The organism is Lentzea tibetensis (genome assembly GCF_007845675.1).
Classification (GTDB): domain Bacteria; phylum Actinomycetota; class Actinomycetes; order Mycobacteriales; family Pseudonocardiaceae; genus Lentzea; species Lentzea tibetensis.
Window position 1 is genome coordinate 96,960 of the sequence record NZ_VOBR01000031.1, and the last position, 20,335, is coordinate 117,294.

Below are 20,335 nucleotides of genomic sequence, written 5' to 3' on the forward strand. Positions count from 1 at the left end.
CCGTGGCGACAGAGCAAGACCTGGTGGAGAACCTCAGGTGGGTGACCGCGAACCTGCGGGAGACCCGACGCAAGCTGCGCGAGCTGGAGGACGGCGCGACCGAACCCGTCGCGATCATCGGCATGTCCTGCCGCCTGCCCGGCGGCGCCTGGACCCCCGAGGACCTGTGGGACATCGTCGCATCGGGCACGGACGCCCTGTCGGCGTTCCCGAAAGACCGCGGCTGGGACCTCGCGACCGTGTACGACGAGGACGGCCCGGAGGTCGGTGGGTTCTTCCACGACGCGGACCGCTTCGACGCCGAGTTCTTCGGCATCTCCCCGCGCGAAGCATCCACGATGGACCCTCAGCAGCGACTGCTGCTGGAGATGGCCTGGGAGTCGGTCGAAAGAGCCGGGATCGACCCGGAGTCGTTGCGCGGCAGCCGGACCGGTGTGTTCGCGGGCGTCATCCACAACGACTACGCCGGCCAGCTGCGCACCAGCCGGTCCACGACCGAGGCGCACGTCGCGACCGGAACCACGAGCAGCGTGGCGACCGGCCGCGTCGCCTACTTCGGTGGCTTCGAGGGACCCGCGATCACCGTGGACACGGCGTGTTCGTCGTCGCTCGTCGCCGTGCACCTCGCCTGCCAGTCGCTGCTCCGCGAGGAGTCGGAGCTGGCGCTCGCGGGTGGCGCGGCCGTGCTCGCGACACCGGGCGTGTTCACCGAGTACAACAGGCAGGGCGGCCTGGCCGGCGACGGCCGCAGCAAGGCGTTCGCCGCCGCGGCGGACGGCGCGGGGTTCGCCGAGGGCGGTGGAGTCCTGCTGCTGGAACGGCTGTCGGACGCCGAACGCAACGGGCACCCGGTGCTCGCGGTGATCCGGGGCAGCGCGGTCAACCAGGACGGCGCGTCCAACGGGCTCACGGCACCCAACGGCCCGTCGCAGCGCCGGGTCATCCGGCAGGCGCTGCGCAACGCCCGGCTCACCGCTGACCAGATCGATGTGGTGGAGGCGCACGGCACCGGCACGAAGCTCGGTGACCCCATTGAGGCACAAGCGATCCTGGCCACCTACGGCACGGGGCGCACCACCCCCGTGCACCTCGGCTCGGTGAAGTCGAACATCGGGCACACCCAGGCCGCGGCCGGGGTCGCGAGCGTGATCAAGATGGTGATGGCGCTGCGGCACGGGACGCTGCCGAAGACGTTGCACGCCGACGAGCCGTCACCGCACGTCGACTGGTCGGCAGGCGCGGTGGAGCTGCTCACCGCCACGAAACCCTGGCCGGACACCGGACAACCGCGTCGTGCCGCGGTGTCGTCCTTCGGGCTCAGCGGAACCAATGCCCACCTCATCCTCGAGGAGGCTCCTCGAAAGGCCGAGGAGCCCGACGAGCTCCACGGCACGCTGACGCCGTGGGTGCTCAGCGGGCGCACCGGGAACGCGCTGCGCGAGCAGGCCGTGCGGCTGCGGGAACACGTGGCAAAGCTCGGCGTGGCCGAGGTCGGTCACACGCTGGCCACCGGCCGCGCCCGGTTCAAGCACCGCGCCGTGATCGTCGGCACCGAGCGGACGACGTTCGACCGGGCGCTGGACGCGCTGGTGGCGGGTGACAACGCGCCGGGGCTGGTGCGCGGCGTCGCCCGTCCGGAGAACAAGGTGGCGTTCGTGTTCCCCGGTCAGGGTTCGCAGTGGCCGGGCATGGCGCTGGCGCTGGCCGAGGAGTCGCCGGTGTTCGCGGCTCGGCTCGCGGAGTGCGGTGCGGCATTGGGCTGGAACCTCGATGAGGTGCTGGCCGATGAGGAGGCTTTGAACAGGGTTGAGGTCGTGCAACCCGCGTTGTTCTCGGTGATGGTGTCGCTGGCGGCGTTGTGGCGGTCTTTCGGTGTGGAGCCGTCGGCTGTGGTTGGTCACAGTCAGGGTGAGATCGCCGCGGCGTGTGTGGCTGGCGCGTTGTCGCTCGAGGATGCGGCGCGGATCGTGCGGCTGCGCAGTGAGTTGATCGGACGGACGCTGGCGGGCCGGGGCGCGATGTTGTCGGTGCTGGCGCCGTACGACGAGGTGCTGGGTTTGCTGGCGGGGTGGGAGGACAGGCTCTGGGTCGCTGCGGTCAACGGCCCGGCGTCGGTCACGGTCTCGGGTGACGCCGATGCCATGGCCGGCTTCGGGATGGTGTTGTCCGAGGCGGGAGTGCCGCGGTGGCAGCTGCCGGGTGTCGACTTCGCCGGCCACTCCGGGCACGTCGAGGAGATCCGTGAGGAACTGCTCGCGATCGCCGCGGGTGTCATCCCCAGTGAGTCGCAGGTTCCGTTCTACTCCACCACGGATCAGAAGTGGCTCGTCGGCACCGAGCTGGACGCGGAGTACTGGTACCGCAACCTGCGGCAGCCGGTGCGGTTCGACCAGGCGATGACGACTTTGCCGGACGAGGGTTTCGGGCTCTTCGTGGAGATGAGCCCGCATCCGTTGCTGGTGCCCGACTTGCGCGACGACGTCGTCGGTGTTGGTTCTCTGCGTCGCGGTGAGGGTGGTCTCGAGCGGTTCGCGTTGTCGTTGGGTGAGGCGCATGCGCACGGTGTCGCGGTCGACTGGAGTTCGCTGACGGCGGGGGCGCGTCGGGTGGATCTGCCGACGTATCCGTTCCAGCGGCAGCGGTTCTGGCTCGACGCACCCGCCGTTGCGGGTGATGTGGCCGCCGCGGGCCTGGAGGATGTCGGCCACCCCCTGCTGGCCGCGTGCACCTCACTGCCCGGTACCGACAGCATGCTCTTCACCGGATCGGTCTCCTCGCGCACCGTCCCCTGGCTGGTCGACCACGCCGTCTTCGGCTCGGTCGTCGTGCCCGGCGCGGTGTTCGTCGACCTGGCCGCGCACGTCGCCACCAGGGCGGGTTGCGACCTGGTCGAGGAGCTCACCCTCACCGCCCCGCTGGTGCTGCTGGACGCCGAGCCGGTGGCGCTGCACGTCGTCGTCGACGGTGGCCGATCCGCCTCGATCTACTCCCGAAGGCAGGACGAACCGTGGCAGCTGCACGCCACGGCGGCGTTCGGCCACGGGCGGGCCGCGGTCGGTGTTGACGGCACCTGGCCGCCCGCAGGCGCTCACCCTGTTGCCACCGAACAACTCTACGAGCTCTTCGGTGGCATCGGCATCGACTACGGTCCCGCGTTCCGGGGCCTGCGCGAGGTGTGGCAGCGCGACGGCGAGATCTTCGCGACCGTGACGCTGCCCGGAGAACTCCGTGCGGGGAAGCACTTCCTGCACCCCGTGCTGCTGGACGCGGCACTGCACCCGCTCGTGCTCGACAACCAGACCGATGGCGCCGCACTGCCGTTCGCCTGGCGAGGGCTCGCGCTGCACAACGAGGGAGCGACCGAGCTGCGGGCGCGGATCGTCCGCTCCGGTGACGAGGTGTCCGTGCACCTCGCGGACCAGACGGGCAGGCCGGTGCTGTCGATCGCGGGCCTCACCGCGCGACCGGTGACCCCGGCCCAGATCCACACAGGCCCCCAGGACTCCCTGTTCCGCATCGACTGGGTGCCGTTCGACGGCGTGCCCGGCCCGGCCGCTCCGGTCGAGTGCCTGACGCTGACCGGCACCGGAGCCACCGCGCACGAAGTCGTGTGCGACGTGCTGGGGAGCCTGCGCTCGTGGCTCGCGGAGGACCGTCCCGGCAAGCTCGCCGTGGTCACCTCCCGCGCGCTCGCCGCGTCGCCGGGTGAGGAGGTGCTCGACCTGGTCAACGCCGCCGTGTGGGGACTGGTCAGGTCGGCGCAGTCCGAGCACCCCGGCCGGTTCGTGCTCGTGGACGCCGACGACCCGGCCGCGTTGGAACGGCACCTCCCCGTGCTGGGGTCCTCGGACGAGACGCAGTTCGCGCTGCGCGACGGAGTCCTCTCCGTGCCGAGGCTCGCCCGGATGCCCAGGATCTCCGCCGAGCCCGTGTGGGACCCGGAAGGCACGGTGCTGATCACGGGTGGTGCGGGCACGCTCGGCGGTCTCGTCGCCAGGCACCTGGTGACCGAACGAGGTGTCCGGCACCTGGTGCTGGCCGGCCGCAGTGGTGCTGGAGCGGAGCTCGCCGCCGAGCTGACCGAGCTCGGCGCCGACGTGCGGATCGCGACGTGCGACGTCGCCGACCGGAGGGCGGTGGCCGCCCTGCTGGACGGCATCCCCGAGGATCGTCCGCTGCGCGGTGTCGTGCACGCCGCGGGCGTGCTGGACGACGGCGTGCTCGAGTCGCTGACCCCGGACCAGGTCGACGCGGTGCTGCGGCCCAAGATCGACGCCGCGCTGAACCTGCACGAGCTGACGAAGGACCTGGACGCGTTCGTGCTGTTCTCCTCGGCTGCCTCGACGTTCGGCTCGCCGGGACAGGGCAACTACGCCGCCGCCAACGCCTTCCTGGACGCGCTGGCACAACACCGCGCCGCGCAGGGATTGCCCGCGACGTCGCTCGGCTGGGGCCTCTGGCAGCAGCGCAGCAAGCTGACCAGCGGCGTGATCGGCACCGACCTGGCGCGGATCGAGCACTCCGGCGTCGCGGAGCTGCCGACCGCCGACGGGCTCGCGTTGTTCGACGCGGCCTGCGCGGCGGGGGAGGCGGTGCTCGTGCCGGTCCGGCTGGACCCGCTCGCCCTGCGCGGGCGGGCGTTGCCACCGCTGATGCGCGGACTCGTCCGGGTTCCTCCGAAGTCCATTGAGGACACCGCGGCGGTGTTGCGTCAGGCGCTGGACGGCAAGGACGAGAACGGGCGCAGGCGGGTGCTGCTCACGCTGGTGCGCACCAAGGCCGCCGACGTGCTCGGCTACCGCGCGCCGGCCGACATCGACGCCGACCAGGGGTTCCTGGACAGCGGGTTCGACTCGCTCACCGCGGTCGAGCTGCGCAACCACCTGGCCGCGGCCACCGGCCTGCGGCTGCCGTCGACCCTGCTGTTCTCCCACTCGACGCCCCGTGCGCTGGCGAAACAGCTGAGCGAAGAGCTGCCGGGAGAGAACCGCACGGAGCTCGACGACGCCGTGACCGCGCAGGACGTACTGGCACTCGTCGAGCGCGAGCTCGGCATCACCGACCGGGGAGTTGCCTGATCATGCCGAGCGAGCAGCAGTACATCGACTACCTCAAGCGGATGACCGCGGAGCTGAGGCAGACCCGGCAGCAACTGCGCGAGGCGACCGACCACGACCCGATCGCGATCGTCGGCATGGGCTGCCGGTTCCCCGGCGACGTCGCGTCCCCCGAGGACCTGTGGCAGCTGCTCGCCGACGGCAGGGACGCGGTCACGCCGATGCCGGGCAACCGGGGCTGGCCGGTCGAGTCGCTCTTCGACCCCGACCCGGACCGCACGGGCCACAGCTACGTGCGCGAGGGCGGCTTCCTGCACGACGCCGACCAGTTCGACGCCGAGCTGTTCGGCATCAGCCCGCGCGAGGCGCTCACCGTCGACCCGCAGCAGCGACTGCTGCTGGAGATCTCCTGGGAGGCGATCGAACGCGCGGGCATCGACCCGGCGTCGTTGCGGGGCAGCCGGACCGGCGTCTTCGCGGGTGTCGTCTACAACGACTACGCCGCCCGCTTCCAGCAGGCCCCCGACGGGTTCGAGGGCCACGTCGGCAACGGCAGCGCGGGCAGCGTCGCCACCGGCCGGGTCGCCTACGCGCTGGGCCTCGAGGGGCCCGCCATCACCATCGACACCGCGTGCTCGTCCTCCCTGGTCGCACTGCACTGGGCCGCCGCCGCGTTGCGGTCCGGCGAGTGCACGCTCGCGCTGGCGGGCGGCGTCACGGTGATGTCGACGCCGATGCCCTTCGTGGAGCTCAGCAGGCAGCGGGCACTCGCGCCGAACGGGCGCAGCAAGGCGTTCGCCGCCGCGGCCGACGGGGTCGGCTGGGGCGAGGGCGCGGGCATCGTGCTGCTGGAACGACTGTCCGACGCCCAGCGGCACGGTCACCCGGTGCTCGCGCTGCTGCGCGGCAGCGCGGTCAACCAGGACGGTGCGAGCACCCGGCTCACCGCGCCGAGCGGGCCCGCGCAGCAGCGGGTCATCCGGCAGGCGCTGACCGGGGCCGGACTCACACCATCCGAAGTGGACGCCGTCGAAGCGCACGGCACCGGCACCAAGCTGGGCGACCCGATCGAGGCCGAGGCGCTGCTGGCCACCTACGGCCAGGGCCGCCGCACACCGTTGCTGCTGGGGTCGCTGAAGTCCAACATCGGGCACGCCCAGGCGGCGGCCGGTGTGGGTGGCGTCATCAAGATGATCATGGCCATGCAACGGGGTGTGCTGCCGAAGACCTTGCACGTGGACGAGCCGTCACCACACGTCGACTGGTCGGCCGGGTCGGTCGAGCTGCTCACCTCGGCGACGCCCTGGCCCGACGTGGACCGGCCGCGCCGCGCCGCCGTGTCGTCGTTCAGCGTGAGCGGAACCAACGCGCACGTCGTGCTGGAACAAGCCCCGCAGGCCGAGGAACCACCGAAGACCACGACTTCCGGCCCGGTGCCACTGATCATCACCGGCCAGACCGCCGACGTGGTCCGGGCGCAGGCGGGCCGGATGCGGGACCACCTGGTCACACGTCTTGAGCTCCATCCCGCCGACGTCGCCTGCTCGCTCGCGACCGGTCGTGCGCGGCTCCGGCATCGCGCGGTCGTGCTCGGTGCGGACCGCGACGAGCTGGTGAGCGGACTCGACGCGGTGGCAGGTGGACTCCACCTGCCGGGGCTCGCGCGGTGCTCGAACCCGGTGTTCGTGTACCCCGGCCAAGGTGCGCAGTGGACAGGCATGGCCGTCGACCTGCTCGGCACGTCCGAGGTGTTCGCGCGCCGGATGAACGAGTGCGCGGAGGTGCTGCGCTCCTTCGTGGACTGGGATCTGCTCGACGCGTTGTCCGACGAGGCCGCGCTGGAGCGGATCGACGTCGTGCAGCCCGCGCTGTTCGCGGTGATGGTGTCGCTGACCGAACTGTGGCGCTCGTTCGGCGTCACGCCGGGCGCGGTCGTCGGCCACTCCCAGGGCGAGATCGCCGCCGCGTGCGTGTCCGGCGCGCTGTCACTGGAAGACGCCATGCGCGTCATCGCGTTGCGCAGCAAGCTGATGACGCGCGTCGTCGGCCGCGGCGCGCTCGTCTCCGTCGCGCTCCCGCACGACCGCGTCGAGCTCACCGACGGCCTGGCGATCGGCGCGATCAACGGCCCGGCCGCCACCATCCTGTCCGGTACCGAGGACGCCGTGGCCGCGTTGCTCGCCCGGTGCGCGGCGGACGGAGTGCGGGCGCGCCGCGTCCCCGCGAGCGTCCCGTCGCACTCGGCGCTGGTCGAGGACCTCGAAGCCGAACTGCTCGACTGCCTGGAGGGCATCACCCCGCAGGTGCCGAAGATCCCGTTCTTCTCGACGGTCACCGGCCGCTGGGTGGAGACCGCCGAGACCGACGCCGCGTACTGGTACCGCAACATGCGCCTGCCGGTCGGTTTCCACCAGGCGATCACCGAGCTGACCGCCGAGGGCTTCGACGTGTTCGTCGAGCCCAGCGCCCACCCGACCTCGCTCCCGGTGCTGCCGGAGGAGCTGTCCGCGGTCGGCACGCTGCGGCGCGGCGAGGGCGACATGGATCGGTTCCTGCGCTCGGTGGCCGACGCCCACGTGCTGGGTGTCGACGTCGACTGGACACCCGCCTTCCCCGAAGCACGCCGCGTCGACCTGCCCACGTACGCGTTCCAGCGCCAGCGGTACTGGCTCGAAGGACCGGCACCCGTGCGCGACGACAAGGCGCTGGCCGACTCGTGGCGCCACACCCTCACCTGGACCCGCGTCGAGGACGCACCCGCCCGGTTGGACGGCACGTGGCTGCTGCTCGTACCCGCCTCAGGCGCGGAACTGGCCGCGCCGGTGCAGGCCGCGCTGGAGGCGCACGGCGCCGAGGTGCGCCGGGTCGAGGTCGGGCCGACCGCGGACCGCGAGACGTTCGCCGTGCTGCTGCCCGACTCGACCGGCGTCGTGTCACTGCTGGCGATGTCCGAGGACCGCACCGGCGCGCTGCCGCTCGGCCTGGCGCAGACGCTGAACCTCGTGCAGGCCGTGGGAGACCGCGAACTGCCCGTGTGGTGCGCGACCACGGGCGCCATGAGCACCGGGCAGGACGACCTCGTCGAGCATCCGGACCAGGCGATGGTCTGGGGTCTCGGTGCGATCGTGCGGGTCGCCCACGCGCACCGCTGGGGCGGCCTCATCGACCTGCCGGGCACGTTCGACGACACGACCGGTGCCCGCCTCGCCGCCGTGCTCACCGGGACCGGTGAGGACCAGATCGCGTTGCGCGCCAACGGAACGCACGCGCGCAGGCTGGTGCGCGCACCGTTGAACGGCAGGCCGGGACACCGCGCGTGGCGGCCGGAGGGCACGGCGCTCGTCACCGGTGGCACCGGCGCCATCGGCGCGCACGTGGCCCGCTGGCTCGCCAGGAACGGCGCGCCGCACCTGCTCCTGTTGAGCAAACGCGGTCCGGACGCGCCCGGCGCTGCCGAACTGGAGGCCGAGCTGACCGAGCTCGGCTCACGGGTCACCCTGGTCGCCTGCGACCTGGCCGACGCGGGTTCGCTCGCCGACGTGCTCGCGCTGGTTCCCGACGAGCTCCCGTTGCGCGCGGTCATGCACACCGCGGCGATGCTCGACGACGCGCTGGTCGACGACCTGACCCGCGAGCAGATGGACCGCGTGCTGCGGGTGAAGGCCGAGGCGGCGCGCAACCTGCACGAGCTCACCGCGGACGCCGACCTGACCGCGTTCGTGCTGTTCTCCTCGCTGGCGGGCACCGCGGGCGACATCGGGCAAGCGAACTACGCGCCCGGCAACGCCTACCTCGACGCGCTCGCGCACCACCGGCGGGCCCGCGGGCTCCCCGCGACCTCGGTGGCGTGGGGGCACTGGGCGGGTGGCCTCGGCGACGGCATCGTGGACGGCAGGCTGCGGCGCCTCGGTGTCCGCACCCTCGAGCCGCGCGTCGCACTCGAAGCGCTGCAACCACTTCTCGACCACGACGACGCGTTCGTCGCGGTGGTGGACGTCGAGTGGGCCAGGGCGGGTGGAGCGGTCGACGCGCCCCGGTTCAACCGGCTCCTGCTCGGCCTCCCGGAGATCGAGGCGGCGCTGCGCGAGCTGGAGCCGCGGCAGCAGAAGTCCCTGTCCCGCGCGGAACTGCTGGAGCTCGTGCGCACCCAGGCCGCCATCGTGCTGGGACACGAGGGAACGGCTGCCGTCGAGCCGACACGGGCGTTCGCCGAGCTCGGGTTCGACTCCGTGACCGCGCTCGAGCTGCGCAACCACCTCAGCGCCGCGACCGGGCTGAAACTGCCCGCGACACTGGTCTTCGACCACCCGAACCCGGTCGCGCTCGCCGATCACCTGCACGGCGACGTCGGTGAACCAGACGTTCCGGTGGCGGCGGTCGCGGACGACGACCCCGTGGTGATCGTGTCGATGAGCTGCCGGTTCGGCGGCGGGATCGGCTCTCCCGAAGAGCTGTGGCGGGTGCTCGCGGACGGCCGCGACGTGCTGTCCGGCCTGCCTGCCGACCGGGGCTGGGACACCGAGCGGCTGTACGACCCCGAGCAGGACCGCGCGGGCACCAGCTACGTCGGCGCAGCCTGCTTCCTCGACGACGCGGCCGCGTTCGACGCGGCGTTCTTCGGCATCTCGCCCCGCGAGGCCACCGGCATGGACCCGCAGCAACGACTGCTGCTCGAGATGTCGTGGGAGGCGTTCGAACGAGCGGGCGTCGACCCGAAGTCGTTGCGCGGCAGCCAGGTCGGTGTGTTCGTCGGCGGGAGCGGCGGCGACTACGGCGGTCTGCTCGCCGGCAGCGCCGAGGCCGCGGACGGCTTCCTGATCACCGGCAACGCGGCGAGCGTGGCATCCGGCCGGGTGTCCTACGCCTTCGGGCTGGAGGGTCCGTCGGTCACGGTCGACACGGCCTGCTCGTCCGCGCTCGTGGCGCTGCACATGGCGGCCCAGTCGCTGCGGACGGGCGAGTGCTCGCTCGCACTCGTCGGCTCGGCGGCCGTGCTGGCCACCCCGACGACCTTCGTGGAGTTCAGCCGTCAGCGCGCGTTGGCGCCGGACGGCCGCTGCAAGCCGTTCGCCGCCGCCGCCGACGGCACGGCGTGGGGCGAGGGCGGTGGCGTGCTGGTGCTGGCGCGGCTGTCCGACGCCCAGCGGCACGGTCACCCGGTGCTCGCCGTGCTGCGCGGGTCCGCGGTCAACTCCGACGGCGCCTCCAACGGCCTCACCGCGCCCAACGGCCCGGCTCAGCAACGGGTGATCCGCAAGGCGCTCGCGGCCGCCGGTCTGTCCACTTCGGACGTCGACGCGGTGGAGGCGCACGGCACCGGCACCAAGCTGGGCGATCCGATCGAGGCCGAGGCGCTGCTCGCGACCTACGGCCGCGACCGCACCACACCGCTGTTGCTGGGTTCGGTGAAGTCCAACATCGGCCACACCCAGGGCGCGGCCGGGATCGCGGGCATCGTGAAGACGGTGCTCGCGCTGCGGCACGGTGTGCTGCCCCGGTCGCTGCACGTCGACTCGCCGTCCCCGCACGTGGAGTGGTCGGCGGGGTCCGTGGAGCTGCTCACCGCCGAGACCCCGTGGCCCGCGCACGACCGGCCTCGCCGCGCGGCGGTCTCCGCGTTCGGCATCAGCGGCACCAACGCTCACGTGATCTTGGAAGGTGTCGTCGACGGCACACCCGGTGATGTGAAGACGCCGGCTGCCGCGCAGCCGTGGCTGTTGTCGGCGCGCACGCCTGAGGCGCTGCGGGAGCTGGCGGCGCGGCTGGCCGAGGTCGACGCTGACCCGGCTGACATCGCGTTCACCCTGGCGACCTCACGAGCGGGCCTGGAGCACCGGGTCGCGTTCACCGATCCGGGGGCGCTCGCCGCCTACGGCCGAGGTGAAGCGGTTCCCGGTGTGGTCAAGGGGATCGCCCGCGCGGGCAAGGTCGCCTTCGTCTTCCCCGGCCAGGGCGCGCAGTGGGCGGGCATGGCCGTGCGACTGGCGGAGGAGTCACCCTTCTTCGCCGCACAGCTGGCGGAGTGCGGCGCCGCGCTCGGGATGGACCTGACCGCCGTGCTCGCCGATGAGGACGCTCTGCGTCGCGTCGACGTCGTCCAGCCCGCGTTGTTCGCGGTGATGGTGTCGCTGGCCCGCCTGTGGCGCTCGGCGGGCGTCGAACCGGACGCCGTCGTCGGCCACTCGCAGGGCGAGATCGCGGCGGCGGTCGTGGCCGGGGCGCTGTCGCTCGCCGACGGCGCGCGCATCGTGCGGCTGCGCGCCAAGGCGCTGACCTCGGTGTGCGGGCAGGGCGGCATGGTGTCGGTGGCGCTGCCACGCGACGAGGTGCCGCTGACCGGGGGACTGTCCATCGCGGCCGTCAACGGTCCGTCCGCCACCGTCGTCTCCGGCGCGAACGACGCACTGGACGCGTTGCTGTCGCGCTGCGCGGACGTCGGCGTGCGCGCCAAGAGGATCCCGGTCGACTACGCGTCGCACTCCGCCCAGGTGGAGGCACTCGAAGCGGAGATCGTGTCCGCGCTGGCCGACGTGCGCCCGCGGTCGTCCGAGGTGCCGTTCTTCTCGACGGTCACCGGGCAGTGGCTGAACACCGCCGAGCTGGACGCCGCGTACTGGTACCGCAACCTGCGGGAGACCGTGGAGTTCGGCCCGGCTGTGGCCACGCTGACCGACCAGGGCTTCGGGCTCTTCGTCGAGGCCAGTCCGCATCCTGTGCTCGTGCCGGAGATCGACGCCCCGGCGTGCGGCACGCTGCGCCGCGACGACGGCGGCCTGGACCGCTTCCTCGCCGCGCTCGCCGAGGCGCACGTGCACGGCGCCGTCGTCGACTGGCGCTCGGTGCTCACCGGGCGGTTCGTCGACCTGCCGACCTACCCGTTCGAACACGAGCGGTTCTGGCCCACGGTGCGGCGCGACGATCGGTCCGTTGTGGACGGATGGCGCTTCGGTGTGAGCTGGAAGCAGCTGACGGAACGCACCGGCACGCCGGAAGGCACGTGGCTGGTCGTGGTGCCGGACAACGACGTGGACCTGCACTGGCTGCCGGACATCGACCACCGGGTGGTCGTCGGCGCCGAACGGGTGGACACCGGCGAACCGATCGCCGGCGTGCTGTCACTGCTGGACGTCTCGGGCACGGCTGATCTCCTCCGCACGATCGACGCGCCGCTGTGGTGCGTCACCAGCGGAGCCGTCGCGGTGGGGACCTCGGACCAGGTCACCAGTGCCGAACAGGCTCAGCTGTGGGGGTTCGGCCGGGTCGCCGCGCTCGAACACCCGCGGCGGTGGGGCGGGCTGATCGACCTGCCCGCGACGTCCGGCACGAAGACCAGGGAACGGCTGGCCGCGGTCCTGTCCGGGGCCTACGGCGAGGACCAGGTCGCGGTGCGGCCGTCCGGCGTCTACGCGCGCAGGCTCGTGCGGGCTCCGCTCGGTGCGAACCCCAGGCAGGACTGGACACCTCGCGGCACCGTGCTCGTCACTGGCGGCACGAGCGGTGTCGGTGCGCAGGTCGCGAGGTGGCTGGCCGAGCAGGGCGCCGAACGCCTCGTGCTCGCGAGCAGGCGCGGACTCGACGCGCCCGGTGCGCGCGAACTGGTCGCGGACCTGGGTGTCCCGGTCAGCGTGGTGGCGGCGGACGTCGGCGACCGGGACGCGGTCGCGGCGCTGCTGGCGGACCACGACGTGACGGCCGTGTTCCACGCCGCCGCGGCGATACCTCGCGGCTCGGACCAGGCGGCGATCGCGGAAGCCTTGCACGCCAAGGTCTCCGGCGCGATCCACCTGGACGAGCTGGCCGGTGACCTGGACGCGTTCGTGGTGTTCTCGTCGATGGCGGGCGTGTGGGGGAGTGGCGACCAGGGTGCCTACGCCGCGGCCAACGCGCACCTCGACGCGCTGGTGGAGCTCCGCAGGCAACGCGGCGCCCGCGGCACGTCGGTGGCCTGGGGTCCGTGGGGCGGTGGCGGCCGGGTCGACGCGACGGCGGAGGAAGTGCTGCGGCGCAGGGGAATGCCGCCCATGCCACCGCGGCTCGCACTGACCGCGCTGCACCAGGCGCTGTCGCACGACGAGACTTTCGTCGGCGTCGTGGACGTCGACCTGTCGGTGTTCCTGCCGACGTTCACGTCCGTGCGCGCCAGCACGTTGTTCGACGAGATCGTGCCGCCCGCGCCGCAGAGCGACGCACCGGTGGTCAAGATGCACGGACGGGCGCTGCTCGACCTCGTGCGGGCGCAGGCGGCCGCGGTGCTCGGGCATGCCTCGCCCGACGCGGTCGACACCGACCGGGCGTTCCGCGACGCGGGCTTCGACTCGCTGATGGCGGTGGAGTTGCGCAACCGGATCGCCGCCGAGACGGGGCTGAGCCTCCCGGCGACGGTCGTCTTCGACAACCCGACGCCTGCCGCGCTCGCGGAGTTCCTGTCCGGTGATCGCGAGACCGAGATCGTCGACGTCGTCGCGACGGACGAGCCGATCGCGATCGTCGCGATGGCGTGCCGCTATCCGGGCGGCGTGTCCTCGCCGGAGGACCTGTGGCGGATCGTCTCCGACGGGACCGACGTGCTGACGGCGTTCCCCGCCGACCGCGGCTGGGACGTGGACTCGCTGTACGACCCGGACGGCAGGCCCGGCACGTCGTACGTGCGCGAAGGTGGTTTCCTCGACGCTGTCGGGGACTTCGACGCCGACCACTTCGGCATCAGCCCGCGCGAGGCGCTGGCGATGGACCCGCAGCAGCGGTTGTTGCTGGAGACGACGTGGGAGGCGTTCGAACGCGCGGGCATCAACCCCCGGTCGGCGCGCGGCAGCCGGACCGGAGTGTTCGTCGGCACCACAGGCCAGGACTACCACCTGCTCGCGGGCGCGGGCACGGACAACGGGTACCTGATGACCGGCAACTCGGGCAGCGTCCTGTCCGGCCGGATCGCGTACACCTTCGGGCTGGAAGGACCTTCGCTCACCGTCGACACCGCCTGCTCGTCCTCGCTCGTGGCGCTGCACCTGGCGGCGCAGGCGCTGCGGGCGGGCGAGTGCACCCGCGCGATCGCGGGCGGCGCGGCGGTCATGTCGACCCCGGCCGCGTTCGTGGAGTTCAGCAGGCAACGCGGGCTGGCTCCGGACGGCCGGTGCAAGGCGTTCGCGGCCGCCGCCGACGGGACCGGATGGGCCGAAGGCGTCGGCGTGCTGCTCGTCGAACGGCTGTCCGACGCGCTGCGCGACGGCCATCCCGTGCTGGCGGTCCTGCGCGGCAGCGCGGTGAACTCGGACGGTGAGTCCAACGGACTCGCCGCGCCGAACGGCCGCGCCCAGGAGCGGGTCATCAGGCAGGCACTGGCGAGTGCGCGGCTCACACCGTCCGAAGTGGACGCGGTGGAGGCGCACGGCACCGGTACGAAGCTGGGCGACCCGATCGAGGCGCAGGCGCTGCTCGCCACCTACGGCCAGGACCGCACCGAGCCGCTGCACCTCGGGTCGGTGAAGTCCAACATCGGCCACGCACAGGCCGCGGCCGGCGTCAGCGGCGTGATCAAGATGGTCATGGCCTTGCGCCACGAGAGCCTGCCGCGCACGCTGCACGTCGACGAGCCGTCGCCGCACGTGGACTGGTCGCGGGGCGCGGTCCGGTTGCTGACCGAGCCGGTCGAGTGGCCGCGCGGGACGACGCCGCGCCGGGCGGGTGTCTCGGCGTTCGGTGTCTCCGGCACCAACGCGCACGTGATCCTCGAAGAGCCTCCGGCACCCGCGGTCGACAGCACCCGCGAGACGTCATCGACCGCACTCCCCGTCGTGGTCTCGGGGCGGTCGGCCGAGGCGGTGCGGGCGCAGGCCGCTGAGCTGAAGGCGTTCGTGGAGCAGGAGAATCCGGACCTCGCGGACCTGGCGCTGTCGCTGGCGACCACGCGCGCCGCGCTGGAACACCGGGCCGCCGTGGTGGCCGAGGACCACGCGGAACTGCTGCGCGGACTCGACGCGATCGCCACCGGGGCGCCTGGCGTGGTGCGCGGCACGGCGAGGAGCGGCGGGCTCGCCTTCCTGTTCACCGGCCAGGGCGCTCAGCGACTGGGCATGGGACGGGAACTGTACGAAGAGTCCGCTGTGTTCGCGGCGGCGTTCGACGAGGTGTGCGCGCAGCTGGAGCCGGTGCCGGTGCGCGAGGTGATGTGGGGCGATGACGCCGCGGCGCTGGAGCAGACGGGGCACGCCCAGCCCGCGCTGTTCGCCGTGGAGGTCGCCCTGTTCGCGCTGGTCCGGTCGTGGGGCGTGGAGCCGGAGGTGCTGGCCGGGCACTCGATCGGCGAGATCGCGGCCGCGCACGTCGCGGGCATGCTGTCGCTGGCCGATGCCGCGAAGCTCGTGGTGGCGCGCGGCAGGCTCATGCAGGGACTTCCCGCCGGTGGCGCGATGGTCGCGATCCGGGCGGCGGAGGCCGAGGTGGCCGCGGCGCTGCCGGACGGCGTCGACATCGCCGCGGTCAACGGCCCCGAGGCCACGGTCGTCTCCGGTGACTCCGCGTCGGTGCTGCGCTGTGCCGACCACTGGAAGTCGTTGGGACGCAAGGTCAAGCGCCTGCCGGTGAGCCACGCGTTCCACTCCGGTCTGATGGAGCCGATGCTCGCGGAGTTCCGCGAGGTCGTGCACGGGCTGGAGTTCCGCGACCCGGTCATCCCGATCCTGTCTACGGTGACCGGCGAGCGGCTGCGGCCGGACGACCCGGAGTACTGGGTGACCCAGGTGCGCGCGACCGTGCGGTTCTCGACCGCCGTCCAGACGCTCGCCGGTTCGGGCATCACCACGTTCCTCGAGATCGGCCCGGACGCGGTGCTGTCCGCACTGGGTGGGGATTGCGCGGACGCGGTGTTCGTGCCGCTGCTGCGAGCGGACCGTCCCGAGCTCACCACGGCGCTCACCGCGCTGGCGGAGCTGCACGTGCACGGTGTGCCGGTCGACCTGACCGCGTCGTGCGGCGGGGCGCGCCGGATCGACCTGCCGACGTACGCGTTCCAGCGGCAGCGGTTCTGGCTCGGGGCGCCGGTCACCCGGCCTGCCTCGCCGGCACCGGACGCGGTCGCGGCACCCGAGGTGGCCGATCTCGTGCTGGCCTCGATCGCGGCCGTGCTCGGCCACCCCGACACGGACGCGGTGGACGCGGACCGGGAGTTCCTCGAGCTCGGCTTCGACTCGATGACCGCGGTCGAGCTGCGCACGATGCTCACCGAGGCCACCGGGCGCGAGCTGCCCGCCGACCTCACCTACCGCTTCGCCACACCGAGAGAGCTGGCCGCGCACCTGGAGACCGGGGCCGAGTCGTCCGCACCGAGTCCGCACAGCGTCGAGTCGCTGTACGTGGACGCGTGCCTCGACGGCCGCGGTCGCGAGTTCATGAACGTGCTCACCCAGCTCGCGCGATTCCGGCCCGCGTTCGACAACCCGCTCGACCTGGACCACGCGCCACGCCCGGTGCGCCTCGCCCGCGGCGACGGCGGGCCGCACCTGATCCTGCTGCCCGCGATCGTCGGGTTCGCGGGAGCGCAGCAGTTCACCCGGTTCGCCTCCGGTTTCGCGAGCCACGACGTGTCCGTCCTGCCGGAGCCGGGGTTCCGGCCGGGCGAGCTGCTGCCCGCCGACCTCGACGTCGCCGTCGAGTCGCTGGCCATGGCGGCGGTGCGGCTCGCGAACGGGCAACCGTTCGTCGTCGGTGGCTACTCCTCCGGCGCGTTCGTGGCGCACGAGGTGGTGCACCGGCTGGAGAAGCGCGGTCACGCCGCGGACGGGCTGGTGCTGCTGGACGTCTACCTGCCGCAGGCCGCCGCCGCGATTCCGGGCTACGAACAGGGCGTGCTGGACGGGCTCGTCGCGCGCCGGGACCTGATCATGGGCGCAGGCGACGAGTGGCCGACCGCCATGGCCCGCTACTGGGACTACTTCTGGGACTGGAAGCCCGCCCAGACTTCCACGCCGACCCTGCTGGTGCGCGCGACCGAGCCGATCTCCGCGGAGGCGGCCGCGCACGACTGGCGGTCGGACTGGGAGTTCGACTGCGACGTCGTGGACGTGCCGGGGAACCACTTCACCTTCATGGAAGACCATGCCGCCCAGACGTCACGGGTCGTGCGGGAATGGCTGATGCGAAAGGACCGGACATGAGCACACTCGTGCAGGTGCGTGACGAGTTCTGCTGCTACACCACCAGCGACTTCAACCACCAGGGCCTCACCCAGGCGCACTTCACCTACGAGGAGATCTTCGAGCTGCGCACCTACCTCCGGCACGGGGTGCGGCTCGCCCCGGACGCCGTGGTGCTCGACGTCGGCGCCAACATCGGGCTCTTCAGCCTGTTCGTGAAGCAGGAGTGCCCCAGCGCTCGGGTGCTCGCGTTCGAACCGATGCCCGCGGTCGTGGAAGCGTTGCGGCGCAACCTCGATCTGCACGGCGTGCCGGACGTGGAGGTCCACGCGCTGGCGCTGGGCGCCCGCCGCGAGGAGGCCGTCTTCACGTACCACCCCGCGCTGTCGTGCAACTCCACGAACAGGCCGGAGGGCAAGGAGTTGCTGCTGGAGATGCAACGGGTGCTGTTCGGCGAGCACGCCGCCGGCTCCGAAGAGGTGCGGGTCGACGTGGACACGCTGTCCGCGGTGCTCGAGCGGCGGTCCGACCTCGACCGGATCGACCTGCTGAAGATCGACGTCGAGGGCGCGGAACTGGATGTGCTGCGCGGCGTCGGTGCCGCGAACTGGCCGCGCGTCGACCAGGTCGTGGTGGAGGTGCACGACCGGGACGGCAGGCTGGCGGACGTGCTCGCGCTGCTCGGCGCCCAGGGGTTCCGCACGTCCTCCCAGGCGTCCTCGCTGCTGACCGAGTCCGCCGACCTGCGTGAAGCCGGCGCCGAGGACGTGCCGCCAGGCGACTACCTGGTGTACGCCACGAGGCCGCGATGAAGATCGTCATCGTCGCGGTCGGATCGCGTGGTGACGTCGCGCCGCTGACCGGGCTGGCCGTCCGGCTGCGCGCGGAGGGACACGACGTCGCGATCGCGACGCAGCAGCCGTTCGAGAAGCTCGTGCGCGGCTGCGGGCTCGAGTTCCGGCTGATACCAGGAGACATGCGGGCCGGGCTGACTTCGGCCGGGACCGGGATCAAGGCTGCCGTCGACCTCGCCGCCGCGGTCGCCGCGGACATCGGCGCCGGCATCCTCCAGGCGACGGAGGGAGCGGATGTCCTGCTCCTGCAACGAATGGCGCTCGCACACGGCCACCTCGTGGCACAGGCGAGGGGGATCAGGGCGGTCCCGGTGGAGCTGTGCCCGTCCCTGCCAACGGAAGAGTTCGTGCTGCCGTCGATGCTGGGGCTGTCCGGCTCGCTCGGCCGCTGGGGCAACCGGGCGCTGGCGGGTGCCGAGCTCCGGCTGCCCACGCCGTTCGACGGCGCTCTCAAGGACTTCGCCCGCTCACTCGGCCTGCGCCCGGCCGGTCTCGGTGCGATCCGCCGCCGGATCATCTCCGGCACCGGCCCGGTGCTGCACGGGTACAGCCCGGCGTTGTCGCCGCGTCCCGCGGACTGGCGGCGGGGTGCGGAGGTGGTGGGCAACTGGTGGCCGGTGGCCGAACCCGGCTGGCAGCCGTCACCCGAGCTGACCGCGTTCCTCGCAGGCGGACCGCCTCCCGTCTACGTCGGGTTCGGCAGCATGGTCGGCGAGCGGTTGCCGGAGCTGGTGCTCCGCGCGGTCCGCCGGGCAGGCGTGCGCGCGGTCGTGCAGCGCGGCTGGGCTGAGCTGTCCGTCGACTCCGACGACGTGCTGACCGTGGACGAGGTACCGCACGGCTGGCTCTTCCCCCGGATGGCCGCGCTGGTGCACCACTGCGGCGCGGGTACGACGGCGGCCGGGGTGCGCGCGGGCAAGCCCGTCGTGGGCACGCCGCTGCTGGTGGACCAGCCGTTCTGGGCACGCACGGTGCTGCGCGCCGGTGTCAGTCCGGGCTGGCAGCCGCTGCGCGAGCTGACGGCCGAAGGGCTCGGTGACCTGATCAGCGCGGCGGTGACCGAGCCCGCGTACCTGCATCGGGCCGGAGCGCTCGCCGCACGTGTCCGGGCAGAGGACGGCGCGGGCAGGACCGCTGACCTGATTCGACGTTTCTCCGAGTGCGAAGGGGTGCGAGCTGCATGAGGATCGCTGTCACCGGATCGATCGCGACCGATCACCTGATGGTCTTCCCCGGCCGGTTCGCCGACCAGTTCGTCGCCGGGCAACTGGACAACGTGTCCCTCTCGTTCCTGGTGGACGAGTTGGTGGTGCACCGGGGTGGAGTCGCGGCGAACATCGCGTTCGGGCTGGGTGTGCTGGGACTGCGGCCCGCGTTGATCGGCGCGGTGGGCGCCGACTTCGCGGACTACCGGTCGTGGCTGGAACGACACGGCGTGGACACCGAGTCGGTGCACGTGTCCACGTCGCGGCACACGGCCCGGTTCCTCTGCACCACCGACGAGGTGCAGAACCAGATCGCCTCCTTCTACGCGGGCGCGATGACCGAGGCGCGCACGATCTCACTGGACTCCGTCCGGGCGGACCTCGTGGTGGTCGCGCCCAACGACCCGGAGGCGATGCTCCGGCACACCGCCGAGTGCCGGGCCCGTGGCCTGCGCTTCGCGGCGGACCCCTCGCAGCAGCTCGCGCGGCTCGACGGCGCCGCTATCCGGTCCCTTGTGGACGGTGCGAAGCTGTTGTTCACCAACGAGTACGAGAGCGGTCTGCTGTTGGAGAAGACAGGCTGGACCCGCGAGGAGGTGTTGACCAGGGTCGGCACCTGGCTGACCACGCTGGGGCCCAACGGTGTGCGGATCTCGTCGGCGCAGGCACCGCCGATCCACGTGCCCGCCGCTCCGGAGCTCCGCCGAGCGGACCCCACCGGTGTCGGCGACGCGTTCCGCGCCGGTTTCCTGGCCGGCCTGACCTGGGATCTCGACCACGAGCAGGCCGCGCAGCTGGGATGCGGTCTGGCCGTGCTGGCGCTGGAGACCACCGGTACGCAGGAGTACGCGCTGGATCCCACCGAGTTCTCCACCCGCCTGCTCGACGCGTACGGCCTGGACGTTCGTTCCCGATTCGCCGCTGTCCCCGTGTAGAAAGAGGATTTCCGTGACCGACCTCCAAGTTCGCAACGGCGTCGACTTCGCGGTTGCTGACCTCTCGCAGGCCGAGTTCGGCCGCAAGGAGATCCGGCTGGCCGAGCACGAGATGCCCGGTCTGATGGCGCTGCGCCGTGAGTACGCCGAGGTGTA

Annotated in this window: 5 protein-coding genes and 1 pseudogene; all 6 read left to right on the top strand. The window is 72.5% G+C overall.

What is annotated here, in order from left to right:
* Positions 1 to 2: 2 nt before the first annotated feature.
* Positions 3 to 5,078: a type I polyketide synthase gene (locus tag FKR81_RS35235; protein ID WP_186763363.1), complete on the top strand. Its 5,076-nt coding sequence runs from the start codon at positions 3 to 5 to the stop codon at positions 5,076 to 5,078.
* Positions 5,075 to 17,164, top strand: a pseudogene (locus FKR81_RS45340) (SDR family NAD(P)-dependent oxidoreductase); the annotation flags it as partial. The gene FKR81_RS35235 and the pseudogene FKR81_RS45340, both read left to right, overlap by 4 nt.
* A gap of 38 nt (positions 17,165 to 17,202) precedes the next feature.
* Complete coding sequence (locus tag FKR81_RS35260; protein WP_186763364.1) at positions 17,203 to 17,997, top strand: FkbM family methyltransferase; 795 nt, start codon at positions 17,203 to 17,205, stop codon at positions 17,995 to 17,997.
* Positions 17,994 to 19,223 carry a glycosyltransferase gene (locus tag FKR81_RS35265; protein ID WP_146358558.1) on the top strand — a complete coding sequence of 410 codons (1,230 nt, stop codon included), beginning with the start codon at positions 17,994 to 17,996 and terminating at the stop codon, positions 19,221 to 19,223. The genes FKR81_RS35260 and FKR81_RS35265 overlap by 4 nt, the downstream gene beginning before the upstream one ends.
* Positions 19,220 to 20,179, top strand: a complete 960-nt coding sequence (locus tag FKR81_RS35270) for a carbohydrate kinase family protein (protein WP_146358559.1) — start codon at positions 19,220 to 19,222, stop codon at positions 20,177 to 20,179. The genes FKR81_RS35265 and FKR81_RS35270 overlap by 4 nt, the downstream gene beginning before the upstream one ends.
* 7 nt (positions 20,180 to 20,186) lie before the next feature.
* Positions 20,187 to 20,335: adenosylhomocysteinase (locus FKR81_RS35275; RefSeq protein WP_222598509.1), on the top strand; the 149-nt coding region annotated here is incomplete at its 3' end.

Coding starts and splice junctions, on each gene's coding strand:
- FKR81_RS35265 (WP_146358558.1), top strand. CDS start 17,994: ATGAAGATCGTCATCGTCGCGGTCGGATCGCGTGGTGACGTCGCGCCG.
- FKR81_RS35270 (WP_146358559.1), top strand. CDS start 19,220: ATGAGGATCGCTGTCACCGGATCGATCGCGACCGATCACCTGATGGTC.
- FKR81_RS35260 (WP_186763364.1), top strand. CDS start 17,203: ATGAGCACACTCGTGCAGGTGCGTGACGAGTTCTGCTGCTACACCACC.